This is a genomic window from Micromonospora sp. NPDC052213, from assembly GCF_040679695.1.
GTDB lineage: Bacteria > Actinomycetota > Actinomycetes > Mycobacteriales > Micromonosporaceae > Micromonospora.
The window spans coordinates 37,377-59,939 of sequence record NZ_JBFAVI010000017.1; the positions used below are offsets into that span (position 1 = coordinate 37,377).

Here is a 22,563-nt window from a genome sequence, read left to right on the forward strand (position 1 = left end):
GGGGGCGGGAGGGGGCGTTGGCGATGGGTGAGGTCGCCGTTCCTTCCGTGGGGCTCAGTGAGTCGTCGAAGCGGGCGTTGGAAAATTTCACCGGGATGCGGTTGCACCGGTCGAATCTGCCGGTGTTGGCGTACGACCTGAACGCGCTGGAGGTGCTGGCGGATCGGGTGCGGACCCTGTTGGTTCCGGAGCTGATCCAGGCGATCAAGGCGGTTCGGGCGGCGGGGGAGGGCGAGGTCTACGACCGGTTCGTGGCGCAGACCGCTCCGTTCGTGGAGTTGCTGGACCGGGTCGCCGATCTGAAGGTGAACGCGGCCCAGGCGATGCGGGGCTTCCTCAACCAGATGGAGCTGACGGATCGTCAGGCGCTGGTCATGTTCATCTTCATGATGACCGAGCTGGCGGTCGCGTTCGCGATGGCGTTCTTCCTGCCGGTGGAGGCGGCGGCGCACATCGTGAAGACCCGGACGATCATTCAGACGATCCTGCGGTCGTCGATGGTGCGGTCGGCGGCGAGCAGCACGGCGATCCAGATGTTGTTCATGCCGGGGTCGTCGCTGTTGGCGCAGATCAGCATGCTGGCTGATGGTCTGATGCCGGGGATCGACTGGGCGCAGGTCGGCAAGCAGGCGCTGTACGGGTTGGCGGTGGCGGGTGTCACCACGGCGGCCGGGCCGGCGATGGGCCGGTTCGCCGGGGTCGTGGGTGGTGGTCTGGCGAAGTTCGGGGTGTCGGATGCCACGCGTGACCTGTTGACCCGTCTGTGGATGGTGCCGGTGTCGGAAATCGGCCTGGAGGTGGTCGGCGACATCGCCGCCAGCTACATGGTCGACGGGACCTACGACCCCAGTGGTCTCGGTATGGCCGCGATTTCCGGGGCGTTGTCGGGGTCGGGTGAGCTGGGCGCGTCCGGGGCCGGGGCCGCTGCGCGTCGCGTGGCTGTCGGTTTGGGGTTCAATCCGACCCGGCCCCGGTGGAACATGCCCGGTGGCACCGGTTTCACCGCCGACGGCAAGCCGGTCGCTCCGGTCACTCCGGACCCGTCCACGTATCAGCCGGAGGTCGACGATCCGGCGGGTGCGGGCTCCGGCGGGCCGGCCCCGGTGCCCGTCCCGCTGGTGTCGGCACCGTCGCTGTCGCCACCGGCACCTGCGGCGCCTGAACCGGTGCCGCCCGTACCGGCGTGGTCGGCGCCGGACCTGCCGGTGCCGTCGTGGTCCGTGCCGAACCTGCCCGTGCCGGCTGCGCCGACGGTGCCGGTGGCACCGGTGCCGGAGTGGGTCGCGGTCGCCGGCGCGCCGGTGGTGGAGCAGTGGCAGCGGTTCCAGCGGGAACTGGTGGACCAGTACGGTGGGCTGCTCGCCGGGACGGGGCAGGCGCGGCAGTTCCTGGCCGCGCTTCCCGTGCCGGTCGAGCAGGTCTTCACCGAGTGGGCCGACGCCCGGCAGAACGACCCGACCGTCCCCGCCTTCCTGTCCCAGATCGGCCTACCCGCCACCGCGCTCACCGAGCGGTACCTGTTCGGTGTCCGGGACCAGGCCGTCGCCCACATCACCGAAGCCCTCGCGGGGCAGATCCCGGCGGGCGGGCAGATCCCGGCGGTGGTTCGGCCGGAGCAGGTCGTCGCCGCGCTGCCGGCCGAGTTCGACCGGCAGGCGTTGCGCGCGGCCGTGCACCTGGCCGCCCAGCACCACATCGACCAGTACCTGACCGCCGGCACACCGACGCCCGCCCCCCTGCCAGGCGGCGTGGTCCTGCCAGGGGTCGCTCACGTGCCGGGGGCCGCTGGCGTGCCAGGCGGCGCCACCCTGCCGACGACCGTCGGTACGCCTGGGGCCCCGGGCCTGCCGGGCGGCGCTGGCGTGCCGGGGGCCGCCGGGGCGGCGGCGGTGCCATCGGACGCCGTGCGTGCCGCGGTCGCGCGTGAGGTACGGGTCCACGTGGACCGGAGCCTCGACGCGATCCTCGGCACCACCCCACTACCCACCGCACCACTCACCGTGCCTTCGGCTGCGGTGGCCAGTCCGGGCGCCGCGCAGGTCAACGCCGTGGCGGACGTGGTCCGGCAGGTGGTCACCGACCTGCCCGCCCGTTTCACGGCCGCGGTCATCCCCGACACCACCGGACCGGACACCACCCCAGCCAGCACGGACACCCCGGCAAACCGGCGCCCCGATGTGCCGACGGTGCCGGTGACCCCGGAGCAGCACCCCGCAGCAGCGACCAGCCTGGCGGAATCCCAGTTCAACGCCCTGGCCAACCAGTACGGCGTCGTCGATCCGGCCGACGCTCTCGCCGAATCCTTCCGACAGGACTGGGTCAACGGATACCACCAGGTACTCGCCCAGGCCACCGGCAGCGCCACGCCCGCCACCTCCAGCGTGCCGGGCACGTCGGGTATGCCCAGCGTGCCGGGCACGTCCGGGGTGCCGGCCACGCCCAGCGCGCCGGGTGCGCCGGGCACTCCGGATCCGGCCGGTGCCCGCAGTACGGTGCCAGGTGGCGCTGCCCCCGGCACCGACGGCACGCCGAGCGCCCACAACACCAGCGACACGGCGTCGGACAGTGACCCGTCCGGCTTCAGCGGCGACAGCAGCTTCAACGACATTACGACGGTCAGTGATCTCTCCTCGCTGGACGGGTCGACCAGCCGCGACGACAGCATGACGGTCAGCGACCTCTCTTCGCTGGACGAGCCGATCAGCCGTGACCCGGTCAAACGCGACTTCGTCGACGGGGATTCGGTCAGTGGCGTCTGGTCGCTCGAGTCGGACAACGGTGAAGCGGCCAAGCGCGAACTCAGCGACACGGACCCGTTCAGGGACGCCTCCTCGCGGGACGGGTTGATCAGCGGCGACCCGGTCGGGCGCGATTTCGGCGGCAGGGATTCGTTCAGCAACGTGTCCTCGCTGGACGAGCCGGTCGGTGATGACCCGGGCGGACGCCGCGAGCCGGCCAGCACGGCACCGGAGCCGGCGGTCGCGGCGACCGGGCAGCCCGTCGCGGCGGCCGAGTCCGCGCGGCGGGTCGCCGACTGGGTCGAGCAGACACCGGTGGGCCCCGACAACAGCCGCGACCCGTGGTGGTGGTGCGTGCAGGCCACCCTCGACGCCTACACCACCGCGTACGGACGGCCCGGAAACCGGGCGGTCCTCGACGACCGGATCATCGGACCCGACGGCCGACTCGCACCCACCACCGGCTGGCCGCAGCTCCTGGACATCCTCGACGCGACACCCGAGCAGGTCGCCCACCCCGACGGAGTCGCCCCGGAGGACGTACTCGCCGCGCTGCGAGCGGCACCGGGATCGATGGTCGTGGTCAGGGTCGCACCACCCAACGAACCACAACACGTGTTCGCCCTCCACAGCCAGCCACAACCATCCGGACCGCCGACCATCAAGGTGCGCGACGGCCTGGTGCCCGGCGCCGAGGACCGACCCGAACCGACCGATCCGGTACGCGACCCGTGGCTCCGGCACCTGTTCGCATCGAGCACCCGGCTCGCCGCGTTCGACAGCACCGGGCGACCCACCACGATCGCCGACCTTCTTCCCGACCGCACCACCGCACACCCGCAGCCGACCACCACGACCAGCATCGACCCCAGCGCCATCCTGCTCGCCTCCACCACCCCGCCACGCGGCCCGTCCCAGGCGATGCAGGCGGACGCCACGTCCCCCGAGCCGTCCGGCTCCCCCTGGCAGCCGTCCGACCCAGCGGAGATGGACGATGCGCCTGGCAGCGGCCCCGCGTTTGTTGATCAGGGATTCCAAGACCCGGACCCGGATCTAGACGCGCTGGATCTGAACACACCGGCGCTACCCACGGACTGGGAGCCGACGGGGGGTGTCGAACCGGTCGAGTCGGACCTGCTGGCAAGGGACGCGCTCGTGCCGGAAACCCCTGCGGCGGTCGAGCCGTCGGCCGTACCCCCGCAGCAGGTCGCGCCGACCCCGCAACCACCGGCCACGGCCGCCGACGACGGTCAACAGCAGGTCGTCCCGCTGGCCGCGTCCCCGGACGCGCCGCTGGTCCTGATGGCCGAAGGGCTGCCGGACGACCTGCGGCTCCAGCGCGCGGTGGGCGGCGTGCTGCTGCACGACACGGACGTCGTGCCCGGCCCGATCAGCTCGCGGGTGTTGCCCCCGACCGGCCCCGGCCCGGCCATCCTGCTGCACTCCTCGGTGCTCGACCCGGACCGTCTCGGCGCCGCGCTGGCCGGGTTGCGGGCGCAGGACGCCACCATGGCCGTCCTGCACTGGCCGCAGGACCAGCCGGTCAGCGTGGCCCGGGCGCTGGAGGTCACCGCGCAGGCGCTGGGGCCGCAGTCCTCGGCCATGCTGTCGGTGCCCCGGTCGGCCCTGCGGGACCGGCCGACGCCCAGCCCGCAGATCGTGCCGCTGGACGCCAACGGCGAGGTGACCTTCTTCAGCGGGCGGCCCGAGCGGTACCTCTTCCTGCCCGAGGTCACCGGCGCACCGCGCCGGCCCGCCCCGTACGGCCTGCCCGAGCAGTCGCCCGGCGTGTACGGGCTCGGCGACGGCTGGGTGGTCTGGGACGGCGGTAGCCACCTGTGGATCGGGCCGGAGTCCGAGCTGGACGGGGCGCGGCGGTTGCTGCCGGACACCGGTGGCTGGCTGGCCGAGCCGGTGGTCTTCCTGGGCTGGAAAGCGACTGCGCTGCCGGTCGAGGTGGGTCACCGGGTCGGTCGGATCTTCGGGGGCATGCCCGCTGCGGCGCCGACGAACCTGATCACCTCCGGGATGGGGCTGGACCGGCGTACTCTCGTCCCGTCGGAGGTGTCCGGCCTGCCGGCCGGCGTCCAGTTGAGCCACGTCTCGGGTGGGGTGCTCGCCCACGCCGGTCCACGGCCGCCGGCCGGTGCCACGACCCTGAACTGGACCGACCTGACCAGCCCGGACCGGCCCCGGCTGGTGGTGGACGAGTCGGTCGGCGACCCGGTCGCCGTCGTGGAGGCCGTCCGTCGGGGGCTTCCCTCGAACGCCGGCCCGCTCCAGGTGTTCGTCGCGCCACCGGCCGCCGGTACTTCGGGCACGCCGTCCGGTGCGGTGGACGCTGCCCGGGTGGCGGAGGTGTTGCGGGAACGGTTCGGCGGGCGGCTGGAACTGGTGCTGCCGGTATCCGTGGTGGGCCGGCAGCCGGCCGGTGCCGACGAGCTGGTCCCGGTCGACGCCCGGGGGCAGGAGACCTTCCCGGCCGCCGCGCACGCCTGGCGGGTGCCGCTGCGTCCGGCACCGCCCCGGCAGCCGGGGCCGCTGGGCCTGCGATCGGCTGCCACCGACGGGTACGAGGTGTACCGGGGTTGGACGGTCCGGGAACAGACCGGGGTCGTCCTGTTCGCGCAGAACGGCACCAGCCCGAACACGCTCTCCCCCGACGCCCTGGCGGCCCCCGCGAGCGGGGTGGCCGTGCTGGTCCAGTCCCGGGGCGGTCCCATCCCGCGCGAGGTGGCCGACACGGTCGCCCGGCTGCTGTCCGGTGTTCCGGAGGCCGACCGGGACGTCCGGGTCTTCGGCAACGCGGCCAGCGCCGGACCGGCCGCACCCGATCCCGGCGGGTCGTCCGCGTCGGCTCCGGCGCGACCGGCTACCCCGGACCGGCGGGCGCTGGCGCTCGGCGATCCCAAGGCCAACCTGCCGGACGTCGACCGTATCGAGCAGGGACTGCGCGCGGAGGTGGCCCGCCGGGGCGTCACCGTGCGGGACAACGAGTGGGAACAGTTGCGTGAGCGGCTGCTCAACAACTACCCGCAGGTGGTCTCCGAAGACGGGCACCTGTTCACGCTGGGCGGCATCGAGGTGCGGGCCCGCCTGCGGCCGGAGGACCCGCAGCTGGTGTCGAACCCGGCCGGCTCGTTCGACACGGAGGCGCCCGGTCCGTCGCTGGACGACACCGAGGGCCGGACGAGCGAGGACGGCCGTTTCCACGCCAACCAGTTCACCCAGGGTGTCTTCCAGACCGGTGCGCACAGCCAGTCCGACGGCACCACCACGCGGGCGATGCGGTTGCGGGGTGACTTCAACGTCGACGTGCCGCTCGGCCCGATGACCCACTGGGGGCCCCGCTTCAACGCCACCCTCAACAAGGTCGACCAGAAGTCCGCCTACCTGATCGACGCGGAGAAGGGCCGGGTGCTCGACACCCGCGCGGATTCGACGTTCTACTCGTACGAGCCGGGGTGGTTGATCGAGGCACGCGGCGACGGGCAGCCGTGGCAGGCGGTGGAGGTGCCGGAGCCGCCGGACGGGCAGGAGGCCGCCCGGCTGGTGGTGGCGATCCCCGACCACCTGCTGGAGAACGCCGGCGAGCAGGTGGTCGCCGACCTGCCCGAGCACCTGCGGGACAACCTGACGCGGGTGCCGGAGCTTTTCTCCGCCAGCAACATCGCCGGTCTGAACGAGCTGTACGACCAAATCATCGACCGGCTGCGCGTCGACGGCTTCGACATGTCCATCGAAAGCCCGATGCGCAACGAGTTGCAGCGCAAGCTGTGGAACCTGGAGACGCACTTCGACGAGGCGGTGAACAACCGGCGTACGCCGGAGACGGATGGCGACGCCGGCGCGCTGACCCGGGGCTACGCGTTCACCTTGCACGATGACGGGCACGCGGCGGCCAGCATCCGGGTGTACGCCCGTCGTCTCGGCGGCTCCGTGCAGGTGGGCCTCGGCGGCGGCTCCACGCGGGTGGGCGCCAGCAGCGACAAGGCCCACATCGAGCAGGTGCGTACCGGCATCGTGGGGCAGGGCGGCGAGTTCACCCTCGGGCAGTCCGCCGGGCTGTCCCTCGGTGGCGCGGTGGACCTGCCCTTGGCCAGGCGTCTCGACGATCCACGGGTGTACAAGGAGAACGCCAAGCTCGGTCTCTCCGCCCGTGCGGGGATGAGCTGGACCAGCAACGACGGTGGTGGCGTCACGGTGGCGTCGCTGAACGTCGTGGTCGGCCGGTACACCGGTCAGACGGTCGGCCACGAGGTGCCGTTCGAGTTCCACGCCGAGGTGGCCACCTCCCGCCGGCCGCGCGAGTGGCCGCATCCGACGCCGGTGGTGAACGGGTCGGCGGTGCTCCGGATGTCCGAGCCGGACGCCTTCGACCACGGGTTCAGCGTCGACGCGGACGCCTTCGCCCCCGATCCCGTCCCCGGTCTGGCGGACGGTGCCCTGGCGGTGGTGCCGGCAGGCGGACGACCGCGGGCGGTGCCGCACGACCAGTGGCGGCCGCGGTTGCGCAACACCGGCGTGCACCCGGAGGACACCGGCGGCAACCTGCTGCCCCGGCACGTCATCCAGGGGCGGGGTCTGCTGGGTCAGGCCCTGCCGAGGATCGACAAGCCGGCGGTGCGGCGGCTCCGGGCCGGTCTCATGCAGGTGCTGGCCGGTGAGGGGTTCCTTCCGGCGGACGGGGACCGGCCGTGGGCGCACGGGGAGCAGACCCGGCCGGCGACCCCGGATCCCGGTACGCCCATCGAGGAACGGCCGCTGCTGGGTCGGGTGGTCGACGGGGTGCGGGACGCCTACGACGAGGTCGTCCACCGCGACACCGACGCCGCGATCGACAATCTGGACCTGTTCAACAAGATGGTGAGCGGCGACGGCCTGGAGTCGCATTTCGACTCGCTCGTCCAGGACGGCGCCGCGCTCGTCGACGACCCGGCCGCGCCCGCCCCGGAGGCGGGCATGTCGTTCACCCTGCACAGTTGGCGCAACGGGGTGATGCGTACCGCCGAGGTGACCGTCTTCGCGATCCCCCGCATCACCGCGGACGTGGACGCGGACGGCAACTCGGTGCACTTCGAACGGCTCAGCGACGAGGTGAGCACGGTCACCCTCGGGATGTCGCTCGGCATCGCCGGCCAGGGCGCGAGCGGCAACCAGGGCTGGTCGGTGGAGGGCGGGGTGAACACCGCGCTGCCGCCGAGCGTCAAGGATGTCCGGTCCGTCGGACTCCTCGGCGGGTCGGTGAGCCGCAACGTCGGTGCCGCCGAGCGGGTGACCCGGGTGGTCAACCGGCCGGAGCTGAAGGAGTACGGCGGCCGGGTGATGTTCGTCAACGCGCCGTACGACCTGGGCTACGTGGTCCGGATCAGCGACCGGGACGCCCCGATCGTCTCGCCGGCGCTGATCCCCGCCAACGTGCACGCCGCGCTGCTGAAGTTCAACACCGACCCGGCCACCTTCAGCGAGGTGGCCCCCGGCGACGTCGCACCGTCGGCGCTCCACCAGGGCATCGTGTACTTCGTCGACGCGCACGGCCTGCGCGCCGCGGCGCAGAACCAGTTGCCGCGGGACCTGACCCTGGCCGGCCGGCCGATGACCGGGCCGGTGGCCAGCCTGACCAACCACGTCACCTTCCAGGCGCGGTTCAAGGAGGCCGTGCTCGGCCAGTACGGCGCGACCACCCTGGTCGAGCCCGGCTTCTGGGCGAACACCAACGCCGCGCTCTCGGTGAAGGTGCCCCGGATCCGGGGGGCGCGGTTCGTCGGCGCCACCCCGGACCAGTACGTCACCGGTCTGATCGAGCTGTACCTGGCCGAGACCGTCAACGTCGCCAACCGGTCGTTCGCGAAGGCGTTCAACCTGCCCAACATCGGCCTCGAGCGCAAGTTCGGCCCGCTGAACGTCGGCTTCGGCGAGTCGGCGGGCGTGCGGGTCAGCGAGAGCGAGTCGGCGGAGACCAAGCGCGTCGGCGGCCTGGAGATGCTCAAACTGGCCTTCGGCCGGGGGTACGCCTTCGAGGCGGAATTCGACGCCAACGTCCGTGCCGGCGTCCGTACGCAGGTCGGGTTCGTCGTCAGCCGGGTCAACGTGCCACCCGGCGCCGACCTGCGGGGCCGCACGATGCTGTTCATCCTGCCGGAGGCGGAGGCCCTGGCGCAGTACGCGGCCGGGGAACTGCCGGTCAGCGATGTGCAGCTGGTCGACGCGATGGGCCGGTGGTCCCGCGGTGAGTTGGTGCTCAGCGGCAACACCGTGGCGGGGGTGCTCAGCCGGTGGCGTGGCGAGCTGGCCGACCGCGTGGCCGGCGGTCTGCCCGACCTCGGCGCGTACCTGATCCAGCACCGGGTCCAGACGTGGGCGCTGACGCTCGCCGACCGGCACGTGGACCTGGCGCAGCGCGGCGCGGTGCTCGACCCGCGCCGCCGCGAGCGGTTCGCCACCGAATTCGGGATCACCCTGGACCCGGACGTCAACCCGTTCAGCGCGTTGACCCTGCCGCCCTACCTGACCCGGACCGGTGACCGGACGCTGGGCCACGCGGGCGTCGACGAGCTGGTGCTGTTCACCGGGCCGGCCCCGGCGGACGGCGGGCCGCGCCCCACCACGACCGTGCTGGACGCCGTTCGGGAACTGGTGGACGCCGGCCGGCCCGGGCTGCTCGGGGCCAGCCACGACAACTGGCCGGGGGCGGGGAACAGCTGGGGCGTGCTGATGGTCTCGCCCGACGAGTCGGTGGTCGGCGCGCTGCCCGGCGGCCTCGAAACGCTCCAGTCCACGCTCGCCGGCCAGCGCGCCAACATCGTGTTCGCCGACATGCTGCACCGCTACAACGGCGTGACGTTCTACCTGGTCGACCAGCGCAACCCGGTGGCGGCCCGGATGTTCAAGCTGAAGGTCTCGGGCACGCTGGGCGGCCGGCCGCGGTACACCGGTTGGAGGGCCGACTACGGCATCGAGAACTACGAGCACGCCTACGGCGCCACCGCTCGCATCATCGGACAGGCGCTGGGCTGGAACCTGACGCCGGCCCGGTTCGGCTTCTCGGTTGACGGCGTCCCGGTGTCCACCGCCGGGTCGCTGTCGTTCGCGCCGGGGGGAGGGCGCGGCGTCAAGGGCGCCGCGCAGGTCGTCCGGGAACGCACCGTCTACGACTGGACGGGGAACTACGAAGCCGAAGACGACATCGGCCTGACCATGGAGCTCAGCCGGGTGCAGATGCACGGCTGGCAGCCGAGCTACCTGGTGAACCACGTGATGACGGGTCTGAACAACGCGGCGGACTGGGCGTTGCACCGCGCGCCCGCCGGTTTCGCCGACTGGATCTCCCTCGCGCCGGTGGAGCCGGTGCTGACCCGTCACTACGAGGGGCGGATCGACTTCAAGGTGCCCCGAGGGCTGGCCGAGGCCACCCCCGTCCCCCGGTCGCCGCAGCTGGACCTGCGCGCGCTGCCGTCGCTGCCCGGCGACGCCTACGTCAGCGGCGCCCTGCTCGACGACCTCTACCCGGCCGCCCGGCACCTCATGGGCAACGTGCTCGGCCCGCAGGCCAACGCCCCGCTGTACCGGGGCAGCGTGGCGCTCGACGGCCTGCTGTCCCGGCTCAACGTCGACAACCACCTCTCGGAAGGGCTGGACGATGGCGGATACCTGCTCGGCTCGCACCTCTTCGTCGCCGGCTCGTCCAACAACCGGGTCGCCATGCGGATGTACGTCAAGCTGCACTCGCTGGAGATCATCAGCGAGCTCGCCACCACCGGCACCGGCCGGTACGCCAAGTTCGCGTTCACCACCTCGGCCACCCAGTCGCGCAGCCGGTGGCGGCCCAACCTCGACGCGGAGATGTCCTATGGCGCGCCGATCGCCACGACGAACATCGGCGTGCAGGAGGACAAGGCGGTCGGCGGCCGGATCTCCACCGGCGCGAACCGGACGGCGCCGGCCAGCCACAGCGCCACCTTCGACGACACCAAGCGGCTCGAGAACCACCTCAAGATGCAGGGAGTGACGTACCTGGTCCGGCTGCGCACCCAGGCCCGTTTCGTCGCGGTCCCGCACCGGCACAGCGTGTTCGACCGCGACGCCGGCCTGGCGCCGATCGAGCCGGCGCGGTTCGAGGCCGACGACGCCCCCGGCACCGGTTGGATCAGCGGCGACGGGTTCTACGAGATGTTCGCCGACGAGGTACACGAGCTCCAGCGCGCGCTCTCCGAACGGTACGACTGGAAGGCGAACGACCCGGACGACTGGCCCGCACCGGCGGCCGACGCGCCCACGATCGGCCTGGAGGGCCTGCTGCAACGCGCCACCCCGGCGGGCATGGCCGCCGCCCCGGTGGCCGGCCGGGTCATCGACGCCGGCACCTTCGACCCCGACCAGGCGCCCCAGCACGTGGCTCTGCTGATCCGTGACCAGCTCGGCAACCACTACGACCCGGTCAGCCCGCTCCGGCTCACCGCCAGCGCCGCCGAGCAGACCCGCCTCCGGTACGAGGTGGTGCTGGACTGGGCGGTGGGCCACCTCCAGCGGCTCAACCCCGTGCAGCAGGCCGCCGCCGGCCTTGCCGAGCTGACCGCCTGGAGGAACCGGGTCGGCAAGCTCGCGGTCGGCGCCGTGCTGCCCGCCACCGACGTGCGGCAGTTCGCCGAGCGGATCCCCCAGATCGTCGAGCGGGTACAGGCGGTGCTACCGCCGGGCTCCGCGTCGGTCACCCCACCCGAGGAGGTGGAGCTGCTCGCCCAGGACCCGCGCACCGTGGCCCGGGTGGTGGCGTTCGAGCTGAAGACCCACCTCGACCTGACCGTCACCGACGACCAGGGCGCGGCCAGCCGGTACCGGATCGACCCGCAGGGCTGGATCGTCGAACTGCGGGAGCGCCCGGACGGCACGTTCGCCCCGGTCACGGCCCCCGAGGTGATCTTCGACCTGGACCGTGACCTGAAGCTGCGGGCCGACGCGGCCGGGATCCGCCTGCGACGGCAGATGGCCCTCTACCACGAGCTGCTGGGCCGTACCCCGGTGCAGATGGACGCCGCCGCGGAGCTGGGCCCGGAGCTGGAGACGCACATCCCCGAGGCCCGCGCCGACGCCGACGACCGGGCCCGTGAGTGGATCACCGAGGGCCTGCCCGCCAGACCCGCGAACCCCCTTGCCGTCCACACCGCCCGGGACGACACCGACACCGCCGGGACCCGGGCCGGTCAGGCGCGGCGGCTGCTGGCCCCCGTCCTGCCGCCGGGATGGACCACCACCGGGCCGCTGCCCCAGGCGCCGGACACGCTGCGCCCCGGCACCCGACTGTGGATCACCCGCCCCCAGGGCGCCGCCGCGGTACGTGTCGACGCCGACGGCACCTACCGGCTCTACGACCCGTTCGCCCTCGGGACGGCCGAGCGGACCCTCGACGCCCAGCAGTTCCGGGACGTACTCGCCGGGGCGCAGGCCGTCACCCTGGTCGAGCCCGACGCGCTGACGAGCTGGCTGCTCCACGACGGCAACTGGGCGGCGTCCCGACAGTTCGCGGAAGCCAACCTCCCGGCGCTGCGCGCCGACCCGACCGCGGCACGGCTGACCCGAGACCAGCAGCAGGCCCGCCAGACACCACCGGCCGCCCCGCCGGCCCAACCCGACACGACCCCGGCACCGTCCGGGAATGCGGTCCTCGACCGGCATCGTGCGCTGCTCGACGCGATCCGTGCCGGACAACTGACCGCCGCCTTCGACTACCTCGACGCCGCCGACGCGGCGGCCCGCCACCGCGTGCTCGCCGACGCGGTGGCCGCGGTGACACCCACCGACCCGACCGCCCCGGCCGGGCTGCGGGCGCTGGCCGACCTCGTCGACGCCGACCCCCGGGTCACCCGGCCCGAGCCGGAACGGGAGGCCGTCTCCGACGCGGGCATCCTGCGGGCCGTGGCCGACATCCTCGACCCGGCCGTCGGCGCACTGGGCACCTTCCGGGCCATCGCCTCCGCCGCGTGGACCATCAACCCCCCACAGAACTGGCCGGACACCCTGCAAACCCTGACCGAGCTGCCCACGGCAGCCGGCCGGGACGCGGCGACGCTACGCGACGCGCTCGACGTCATCGAACGGATGCGCTACCACGACGTCGCCAAGCTGCTCGGCGACCTGACCCCGGACGACGCCAGCCGGGTCGCCGCCGCGGTGACCGCGTCCGGGACGACCGCGACCGACCTGGCCCACGCGTGGCGGGACGCCTCCACCCCCACCGACCTGATCCCAGCACTACCCGCACCGGCCGTCACCTGGACCGGGACGGCGGACACCCCACTACCGCCCGCCCACGTCGTGCACCATCCGACGCCCCCGGCCACCGCCTCCCTCGACCCGTGGCTCGCCATCGGCGACTGGCACGACTCCCGTGCCTTCCTCGACGACCACCGTACGGACCTGCTCTCCGACCGGGCACACAGCGCCCTTCAGATCCGCCGGGCGGGGCTGCCCCACGACGTCGACCTCGCCGCCCGGGACGCCCTGCTCACCCTGGCCCGCTACGGCCACCTCGACGACGGATACCGGTACCTGCTCGGCCCCACCCCACCGACGCCGGCAGCGGCCGGGACCCCGGCCCCGCTGCCAGGGGCGCCGACCGGGCGGCAGGAGTTGCTGACCAACCTGCTGGCCCGGCCGGACGTGGCCGACCCGGCCGCCGTGTCGGCCCTCGGCTACCTGGCGGCCACCCTCGACGGTCCGGTCGACGCCGTGGACGCGGCGATCCTGCGCCTGACCGCCGACGCGCTCGCCGGCCTGAACGTTCCCGATGCCGCCGTCACCACGGTGGTGCAGGACGCGCGTCAGACCCTCTCCGCGCCGCAGCGGCAACAGTGGGCCGCGACGATCCGCCACCTCGCTGACACCGCCACCGGCACCCGTGGGCCGGCACTGCGTCACCTCGCCGACCGGCTGTTCACCACGGCACCGGATCCCGATCCGGCCCCGGACGCTTCGGACGCTTCGGACGCCGAGGTGGCCCGGGTGCGGCAGGTGACGCGGGAGCGCCTCCAGCAGGCCACCCAGGAACTCCAGCGCACCATCGACGACCTCGGCCAGGCGCGCCGGAACGAACAGATCGCGCAGGATGCTCGGGACGCCGCGGCGGCGTCGCTCGACGCCGCCAGGAACGCCGTCACCGCGGCCGAAGGCGAACGTGCCCGGCTCGCGGAGAACATCGACCACCTCAACCGGGCGATGCCGGAACTCGAAGCGGAAGTGGCCCAGCGGATCGAGCTGGAGTCAGCGGCCCGGCAGGCGGTCGACGACCTCGCCACCAGTCAGGACGAGCCACGGCTGGCCGCTGCCCAGGTAGAGCTTCTCCAGGCGCAGCGGGAGCTGGACACGGCCCGGACGGCGCTGGAGAAGGCCACCGGCGACCTCCGGGACGCCGGACAGGATCTCGACCGGGTCCGCGCGGAGCTGCCGGATCTGCGCCGGCAGGTCGAGACCGCGAGCGAGGAATTCCGGGCCCGCGATGTCTCGGCGCAGGCGCACACCAACACGGTACGGATGCTCGACGAGGCCAGGACGACCCGCGAGGCCGCCCGGGACGCGGCGCAACAACAGGTGGACGCGATGGCGTTGCCGGTCCCGCCGGTTCCGCGCAGCACCCCGGTCGTGGACGTGGACGCGGCGCTGGCCGAGATCGCCCGTTCCGGCCACGGTCGGTCCGTCGTCCCGGAACTGGAGCGCGCGGTACGCGCCGAGCACGGCGGCACGGTCCCGGCGCGCGTGGTGCTGAGCACCGACCCGACCCGGCAGGCCGACAACGCCGCGACCGCCCCGGCGGACGAGACCGCCGTACACGAACTGGACCGGGTACAGCTCGCCCGGGACCTCGCCGCGACCCTGGCGGTTCCGGTCGAACTGCGGGTCGGCGGCGGCACCCCCGCCGAGTCGCCGTACCTCGCCTACCCGGGTGGAGAGGTAGTGCGGCTGGACATCACCGGCCGCCCGGAGACCCTCGACGACGCCGTGCGGCGGCTGCCGCAGCGCGTCCAGGACGACCTGGCCGCCCACCGGCACCGGCCCGACGTGAACTCCCGGCTGGAGATCCTGCACGAGGCGGAGATCGAGTCGCGGCAGGACTTCGCCACGGCGGTGACCGGCCTGGTGGAGAACCTGAACCGACACCAGGGGTACCTGGCCCACCGGTGGGTCACCCAGGCCGTCCCGCCGGTCGACGCCGCCGGCCTACGAGCCTTGGCCCATGGCCTGGACACCAGGGCCTGGCCGGAGCCCACCAGCACGCCGCCGGCCGGACCGTTGGAGACCGGCCGCCCCGACGCCGTGGCCGCCGCCTGGCTGGCGTACATCCCGCAGCACCGCGCCGACATGCTCGCCGACATGCTGGACGCCGTCCCCGGGCTCGGGTTCACCGTGAGCCGACCGACCCGTGAACTGCCGGCCGACCAACGCCCGGGCGCCCGGGTGCTGGCCGTGGCCGGGTCCACGGCCGCCGCCGGGGTGGTCCTGCCCACCTCGCAACTGCACTGGTACGAACCCGCCCGCAACCAGATCCACACCGGCAGCATGCAGATGCTCGGCACCTGGGCCAAGGGCCGGGCCGGCCAGGGCGCCCGACCGGACGACATCTGGTACATCGTGCTCACCCCCACCACACCCGACGTGCCGACCGACCAGTCGACCCTCGAACACCACACGGACGGGGCAGCACCGGTTCCGTCCACATCGACCCCGCCACACCAGCAGCCATCCCCACCGGATGTGGCTGGTGAGGCGGGACGCGGGGATGTGCTGCTACCGAGTCAGCGCAGTGCCGGCCGAGCGGCAGAAGACGTGTTGTTGCCGAGTGACATGTCGCCCGCCGAGGTGTCGGATTGGTTCCCGTGGCTGGGTGGGGTGAACCCGTACCGGGACCGGGGGAAGCAGTTCGCGACGAACTGTGTGTTGGCGGCGATCGGCACCGACATGTCGTTGGCGGACGGGGTTCGGCACCAGGTGCCGCCGGAGGCGCATCTGCCGGTGGCGTGGCTGAAGCGGTACGCGGGTCGGCCGTTGGTGGAGGCGGCCGACTACGCCGCGGTGGCGGAGGCGATGAAAGCCGCGGATCCGGGGGCCCGTGGAGTGGTGGTGGTGACGGATGAGGGCGACCGGATCTCACACGCGGTCAACGTGATGCGGACCGATGACGGGAACGTGGTGTTCCTGGACGGTCAGCGGGGTGGGCTGGCCCGGGGGCCCGCCCGACCTGGTCGGGTGCGGTTCGTGGCGACGACGGATGGGGTGGGTGTTCCGCGGGCGCCCTCGACGGCGGGAGACGACGCGACTGCGACGGTCCCGGCCGAGTGGGACCTGGCCGGTGCCGGCGGGGGAATCGCCCCCGCGTCACCCACGGCGGCGGCCAGTGTTGTCGAGGGTGGCGACGTGGAGGCGACGCCGGCCGGGAACACGCCGGAGGCCGAACGGCTGACCCGGGAACTGGCCGGCATCCGGGGCACGACCGCTGCCGTCGAGAGCTACCTCGCTGCAGCGCGGAGCGAGCTGTCCTCGGCGCGGGATGCCGTGGCGCGTGAGGTCGAGGCCCGCGCGGTCGTGCCGCCGGCCCCCGCCGCGCAGACGTCGGCCAACGCCGATCAGACGCCGGCCAGCGGTGACGCGGCGCAAGCGGCGGAGCGTACGGCGTGGGAGCGGCTCACCAGGGCCCAGGACCGGGTTGCTGAGCTGGAACGGCAGCGCGGAACAGCGGAACGGCGCGGGCACCAGTTGCTGGAGCGGGCCGTGCGGGTGGCTGACCGGAGGCGGCAGGCGCTGGAGCGGGACGTCGCCACCCGGGAGGCGGACTGGCGGACGACGGTACGACAGTGGACGGACGGCCTCCAGGCGTTGCAGGCCGGCGGGGCGGCGGCGGCGGACCGCGCGGCGGAGCGGATCCGGCAGCGGGACGCGGCCCGGGTGGCTGCCGAGCAGCGCGCGGCCCAGCGGGCCGGCGAGCGGGAGGTGGCCCGGCAGGAGGCAGCCACCCGGGCGGCGCAGCGTCTGGTGGCGGGTCAGGAGGCACGCGAGCGGGCGGCGGCACGCGAACAGGCCCGGAAGGACGAGCAGGCGCGGTGGGACACGTGGCAGGGCGTACAGCGGGCGCTGGCGGTCCGGAACGCGGTACGCGATGCCGCGCAGGCAGAGGCTGACCGGCAGGAGCAACGGCGCCAGGAGCGGGAGACACGGGCCGCGGCGGATGAGGCGCAGCGACAGCTGGCGGATCAGGACCCCGGGCAGGAGCACCTGGCGGCGGAGCGGGAGCAGCATCGGCGCGCGGCCGCCGCGGCAGCGCAACGGCGCACCCGGGAGCGCGAGCTGGCCGCGGAGGCGGCGAAGATCCGGCAGGACGAGCAGCGCGCCGACGACCAGTTGGCCGAGCAGGCGCAGCGGCGGTGGGCGGAGGACCGGCGGGAGGCCGAACGGGTGCGGGCGGACGAGGACGCGCGACGGCAGGAGGACGAGCGGCAGCGGGCCGACCTGCGGGCGGTCGAGGCTGAACGTGAGCGGGTCGAGGCGGAGCGGCGGGACGCCGACAACGCGGAGCGGCAGTCGGAGACGTGGCGTCAGGCCGAGCTGAGGGACGCGGTCGACGCGGCGGCGCGTACGGCGGATCGGACCCGGCTGGAGCGGAACGTCGCACGCGACCAGGGGCGGCTCGACCGTGCCCGGAATGCGGCGGCCGACGCGCGTACGGCCTGGGAGCGTGCGGTCGGGGAGCGGGACCGGGCCGACGCGGCCCGGACCGGGGCCACGGGAACGGCCCGGGACGTCGAGCCGGCGACGCCGTGGTACTTCGCCGCCGGTGCCCTCGGTGAGCTGAGCGTCTCGGCGGTGCGGCACCTGACGCCGCAGCAGGTGACGGAGACCGTCGCGCAGTTGATGGACGACCTGCCGTCCGGGTGGCCGACCGGGGCAGCCGACGACATCGAGATGGGCACGACCGACCGGCTGGATCTGGGCACCGCCACCCAGGAGGCAGCCATCCGCGCGCGGGTGTCGGCGGCGCTGCAGACGCTGCTGACGGCGCCGGATCCGGCGGACTCCAGTGCCGTCGAGGAACACCGTGAGCGCTGGGAGCAGGCGCTGTTCTCCGGGGAGACGCTCAGTGCGGGCGGCCGGCTGGTGTGGATCCGTCCCGTGCCGCACGAGGCGCGACCGGCGCCCGCCGGGAATGCCGGCGGCCCCCGGGTGTTCGGAGTCTCCTTTGGGTCGACCAAGGTCGGCAACGACACGTCCGTGTCCAGTGGACGGGAGTCCGACGGCGGGCTGGAGGAGACCTTCGACATCTCGACCGGGCGTGCGTCCAGGTTGATCGCGGGCATCCCCACGCTGTCGATCAAGGGCGATCGCCAACACGCGATGTCCCAGGAAACCCGGGTCATCTGGGGCCGGAAGATGTTCGTGACCCAGTCGACGTCGTTCACCGGCGGGGTGTCCCTCCAGGTCTTCGTGAACGGCGTCGAGTGGGGACGGCCGTCGGTGCCGGCCGGGACCGGCCTCCTCGACATCTCCCTGCCCACCCTGTACACCGACGGCAGCGCCGCGCCGAACCCGGCGGCCCCGCTCGCGCCGTCGCCGCCCGGGCCACCGGCACGGTCGACGTCGCAGGCCCGGGACGTGCTCAACGCGATCGACCTGACCCCACTCGTGACCGGCTGGCACCAGGCACTGACGGCCACCCTGCCGGCCGACACCGCGGCGGGCGTCGCCGCGAAGGTCACCCGCCAACTGCTCAACGAGCGGACGACCCGTAACCGTAGTCGCTGGGTGCTGTCGAACGGGGACATGACGGACACGATCGATGAGCGGCTCACGGTCGGCAGGTTCCGCGGCTACGTCGACACGAAGGCGGTCATGCGGGAGTTGCAGCTGGTGGGGATCACCGAGGGTGTCACGGTACGGGACGACCTCGGGGTGATCGCGACCTCCGGCGAGGAGGTGTCGGACACGAGCGGCGCCGGCCTCGACGTGGACGCGGTGGTCCTCGGACTGACCCACGCGGCGGCCGACCCGGGTGGCCGGGAGGAAGCCGCCGAGAAGACGGCCGGTGCCTTCTCGTTCGGCTTCGGCGGCGAGTCCGAACGCGAGTCCGCGCTGGAGGTGGGCGGCAAGGCCCTGAACCACACGGTGCTGAACCGCAAGGCGGACCAGGCTCGTTACGGGGTGGTGTTCGACCTCACGGTGACCACGCACGGCGATTCCCCGGTGGCACCGGTGACCCGGCGGGTGGTCGCGGAGCTGGGCGTGCCGGTGAGCGAGGCCCAGCAGTTCGAGCGCAGCGTCTTCGGGACGGTCTTCACCCCGGAGTTCGGCGGGCCGGGCACGGGGCGGCCACGGGCGGTGATCACGCCGGTAGCCGCGACCCCGGCACCGGCTCCGGCACCGGCGGGCGAGATCGCCGTCCGGTTGTCGCCGCCGCTGCCCGGGGCACCGCAGGCGCGGCAGCCCTACGTGCCTCCCGCCGGCCCGGCCCCCCGCGAGCCGCTGGCGCTGGCGATGCGGCGCGGCCAGGGTCTGGGGATCGCGGCGAACATGCCCGGGTCGGAACAGGTCGCCGACCTGGTGGAGTCGGTGCTGCGACAGAAGTCGGGGCGCGCCGACATCGGCGCCGTGGCGCGCCGCACCGTCCTGGCGAAGGTGGGTCGGGCCGCGATGGAGGCCGATCCGACGCGGACGCAGGCCGGGAAGAAGCTCACCGTGCGGGTCGGCGGCGGGCGGTACCAGATCCTGGTGACCGAGCACCGGCGGGAACTGCTGGACAGTCCGGAGTACCCGATGACCGTCAACGCCCGGGCGTTGACCGGAGCCACCACGTCGGCCTCCCGGTCGACCGAGGGCAGCGTCAGCGGCCGGTTGGGCGCTCGGGTGTCGAACCCGGTGGGCACCGTCGAGCAGTCCGACCGGAACGGGCAGACGCCGGAGAGCGGGACGGAACACCAGGGGAGGGTGTTCTTCCCCCGGTTCGGCGTCGCTGCGGAGCACGCACGGTCCAAGGAGCACGAGCTCAGCCAGGTGGTGCAGGAGTACCGCCGGACCGAGACCGTCGGCGACGTCGTCGACCATCGCTACCGTACGGCGTTCGAGGTCGTGATCCGTGAGCAGACGGAGAGCGGCTGGGGACCCCGCGAGACCTGGTTGGTCGGCGCGGAACACGGCGCCGAGGTGGCGACCCACATCGCGGTGCCGGTCGAGCACGTGCCGCGTGATCCGCGCACCGGTGAGGAGCGGGCCGTCACGGCGGCGCAGCTCGACGGCGCGGGCGTGACCCGCGCGAACCCGCGACCCGACTCCGCGTGGGCGCCCGCCGGCCGACCGCCGCACCTGCCGTTGGACGTCCAGGGCAGCGCCGGCCTGTACGCGGCCTTCCGGTACGTGCCCGAGCTGCCCGCCACCGCGGCGCGGCTGTACCAGCAGGTAAACGGCCTGCCCGACGAGTGGTTCGCCGAGCCGATGAACTGGCCCGACGCGATCTTCGATCTCGGTGCCGGCTCGGAACTGGCCGGCGGGTTCCCGGAGGCGGTCGAGGAGCACGGGTGGGAGCTGCGACTGCCCGCCCACGACGGGTACCAGCAGGCCGTCCGGATCCGGGAGCGGTTCTTCGCGGCGGGCCTGACGTACCAGTACAGCAGCGACGGCATCGACAGCGCGGACGGTGTCGAACTCGAGCAGTACCGGCAGTCGGCGATCAGTCATGCCGCCGGGACGAGCAACGAGCTCAGCCTCGGCGGCAAGGCCGGCGTCGGGGGCCAGTACCTCAACCACGCGACGACCGCGAAGAAGGACGGCCCGGACAGCGGCGGCCCGGACAAGGCCCACGAGCGCGGCCGTGCCGGCGGCGGCCTGTACGTCGAGGGTGGGGTGTCGTTCGGCGGCTCGGACGGCAGGGACTACGGCGCCATCGACATCACCCGGGCCACCTACAACGACGTCGTCCACGCCTATCACGGCCGGGTCGTCTTCGAGGTCACCGCCCTGCGTACCAGGGGCGGCGAGACCACAGCCACCGCTCCCGTCCACCTGGACGCCGACGACGCGGTGGATCTCCTGGTGACCGATCGTGCGGCCGAGGACCTGGGGCTGTACCGTCCCCGGACCCAAGCGTCCGACCCGGCGCCGTCACGCGAGATCATCGACCCTGAGCTGTTGCCCGCAGTGGGGCACCCCGAGCGGCTGCGGGCCAACGCCGTGCTGGACACGATCCTGCAGCGGCTGCGGCAGCGTGGCCTGTTCGCCTCCGGCGAGGATATCCCCGACCACCTGCGGCGCGCGCTGGTGAAGCGATTCTCCTCCCGTAACCTGGAGCCGCAGTACCTTCCGCTGTCCGGCCAGGGCGTGTACGGCTGGTTCCCGGTGCCCACGCCCTACCACACCACGCAGTACCTGTGGGTGCGGGTCAGCGCCACCCCGTCGGCCGCGCAGTCGAGCGACCGCCCGCGGGAGCAGGTCAGCCTCACCCTGCGGGGGGAGACGCACGAAGCCCAGTCCAATACCCAGACCTACGGATCGTCGTGGGGAGGGCTCGTCAACCTCTCCGGCCGGGGCGCGTGGAACGACGAGGGCAGCGTCCTCGGTGGGCATGGTGACTACGGGCGGGAGAGCGCGGAGTCCAGTGAACGCGGCACGCAGTCCGAGTCCAAGGACATCTTCCGGACCGGACCCAAGAAGTCGCACGAGGTCGAGTACCCGTTGGACTTCACCATCGACATGACGCTGACCACGGAGTTGCCCCAGGTGGCCACGTACGTGCTCGACTCGGTGCGCAACGTGCTGTTCGGTGGCGCCTGGCTCGCCGGCCTCTGGCAGCCGAACCTGGAACGCTCGGTCCGCGACCTCTGGGACAACCTGCCCGGGATCGGCTGGCAGGAGCAGATCCAGGTCGCCGGGGACGTCCGGCTCATCGTGCCGCGATACCTGACCCGGCCGACGGCCGAACGGCCGGGAAGTTGGCAGGGGCTGGGTCCGGCCCCGGCCCCGGCCCTGACCGGCGCCGGCCGGCCGGTACCTCGATGGGTGGAGTCCGGCCCCATCCCGCCTCGGTTGAACAACGACCTGGTCAATGACCGCAACGTCCATCCGTGGCGGCTGAACCGGGCGGCCCGGGAATTCGAACGCTGGGCGGCGTTGACCACCCAACCACCGCGGCTGCGTCAGGGCCTGGACCTGAGCACCGACGGCGTTTGGAGAGTGCCTGGCGTGCACGATGGCAGCGATTTCGACCGCTTGATGGCGCACCACGCGTCCGAGATGATGCTGCGATCTCGCCTCGAGCCGCTGCTCGAACACCGCTACCAGGTTCCGGGCATCGCCATCACTCTCGGGCTGAACATCCGGCGGGCGGAGATCTATGTCGACACGGATGGCCGACCGCTGGCCTTCGAGCAGAAGGCCCGCCGATACCAGCAGAACGAGGCGGGCCCGATCAACAAGGGCGACTCGTCCTCGGGCTGGGAGTTCTCGTTCGGTCCGCAGGGTGGCGCTCCCGCCGGCAGCATCAAGAAGCTCGGCTGGAACGGCGACGGCCTCGGTGTCGGTCGCGAGGAGGGCGAAGCCCACGCGGCCGAGATGAGCGAGGTCAACGAGCGCAACATGGAGGCGAAGCGGACGTTCCACCAGTACCGCTACGACGTTACGGCGGTCATCTACGGTCCACACGGCACCCTGCTCGTGGACGTCGAGAGGGGCCTCTACGTCATGCGCGAGCAGGCACCGACGGTTCCGGTGACCACCGCCCCTCGACGGGACCGACCGGGGCCGTGACGGACAGCGCCCGGGTTCTGCCGAATCAGCCGTTCGATGCCGGAGCGCCGGA

General features: G+C 73.1%; 1 protein-coding gene. It reads left to right on the forward strand.

The features are described 5' to 3' along the window. The first annotated feature begins 47 nt into the window (after positions 1 to 47). Positions 48 to 22,511: a toxin glutamine deamidase domain-containing protein gene (locus tag AB0L34_RS07165; protein WP_363702650.1), complete on the forward strand. Its 22,464-nt coding sequence runs from the start codon at positions 48 to 50 to the stop codon at positions 22,509 to 22,511. The last annotated feature ends 52 nt before the right edge of the window (positions 22,512 to 22,563 follow it).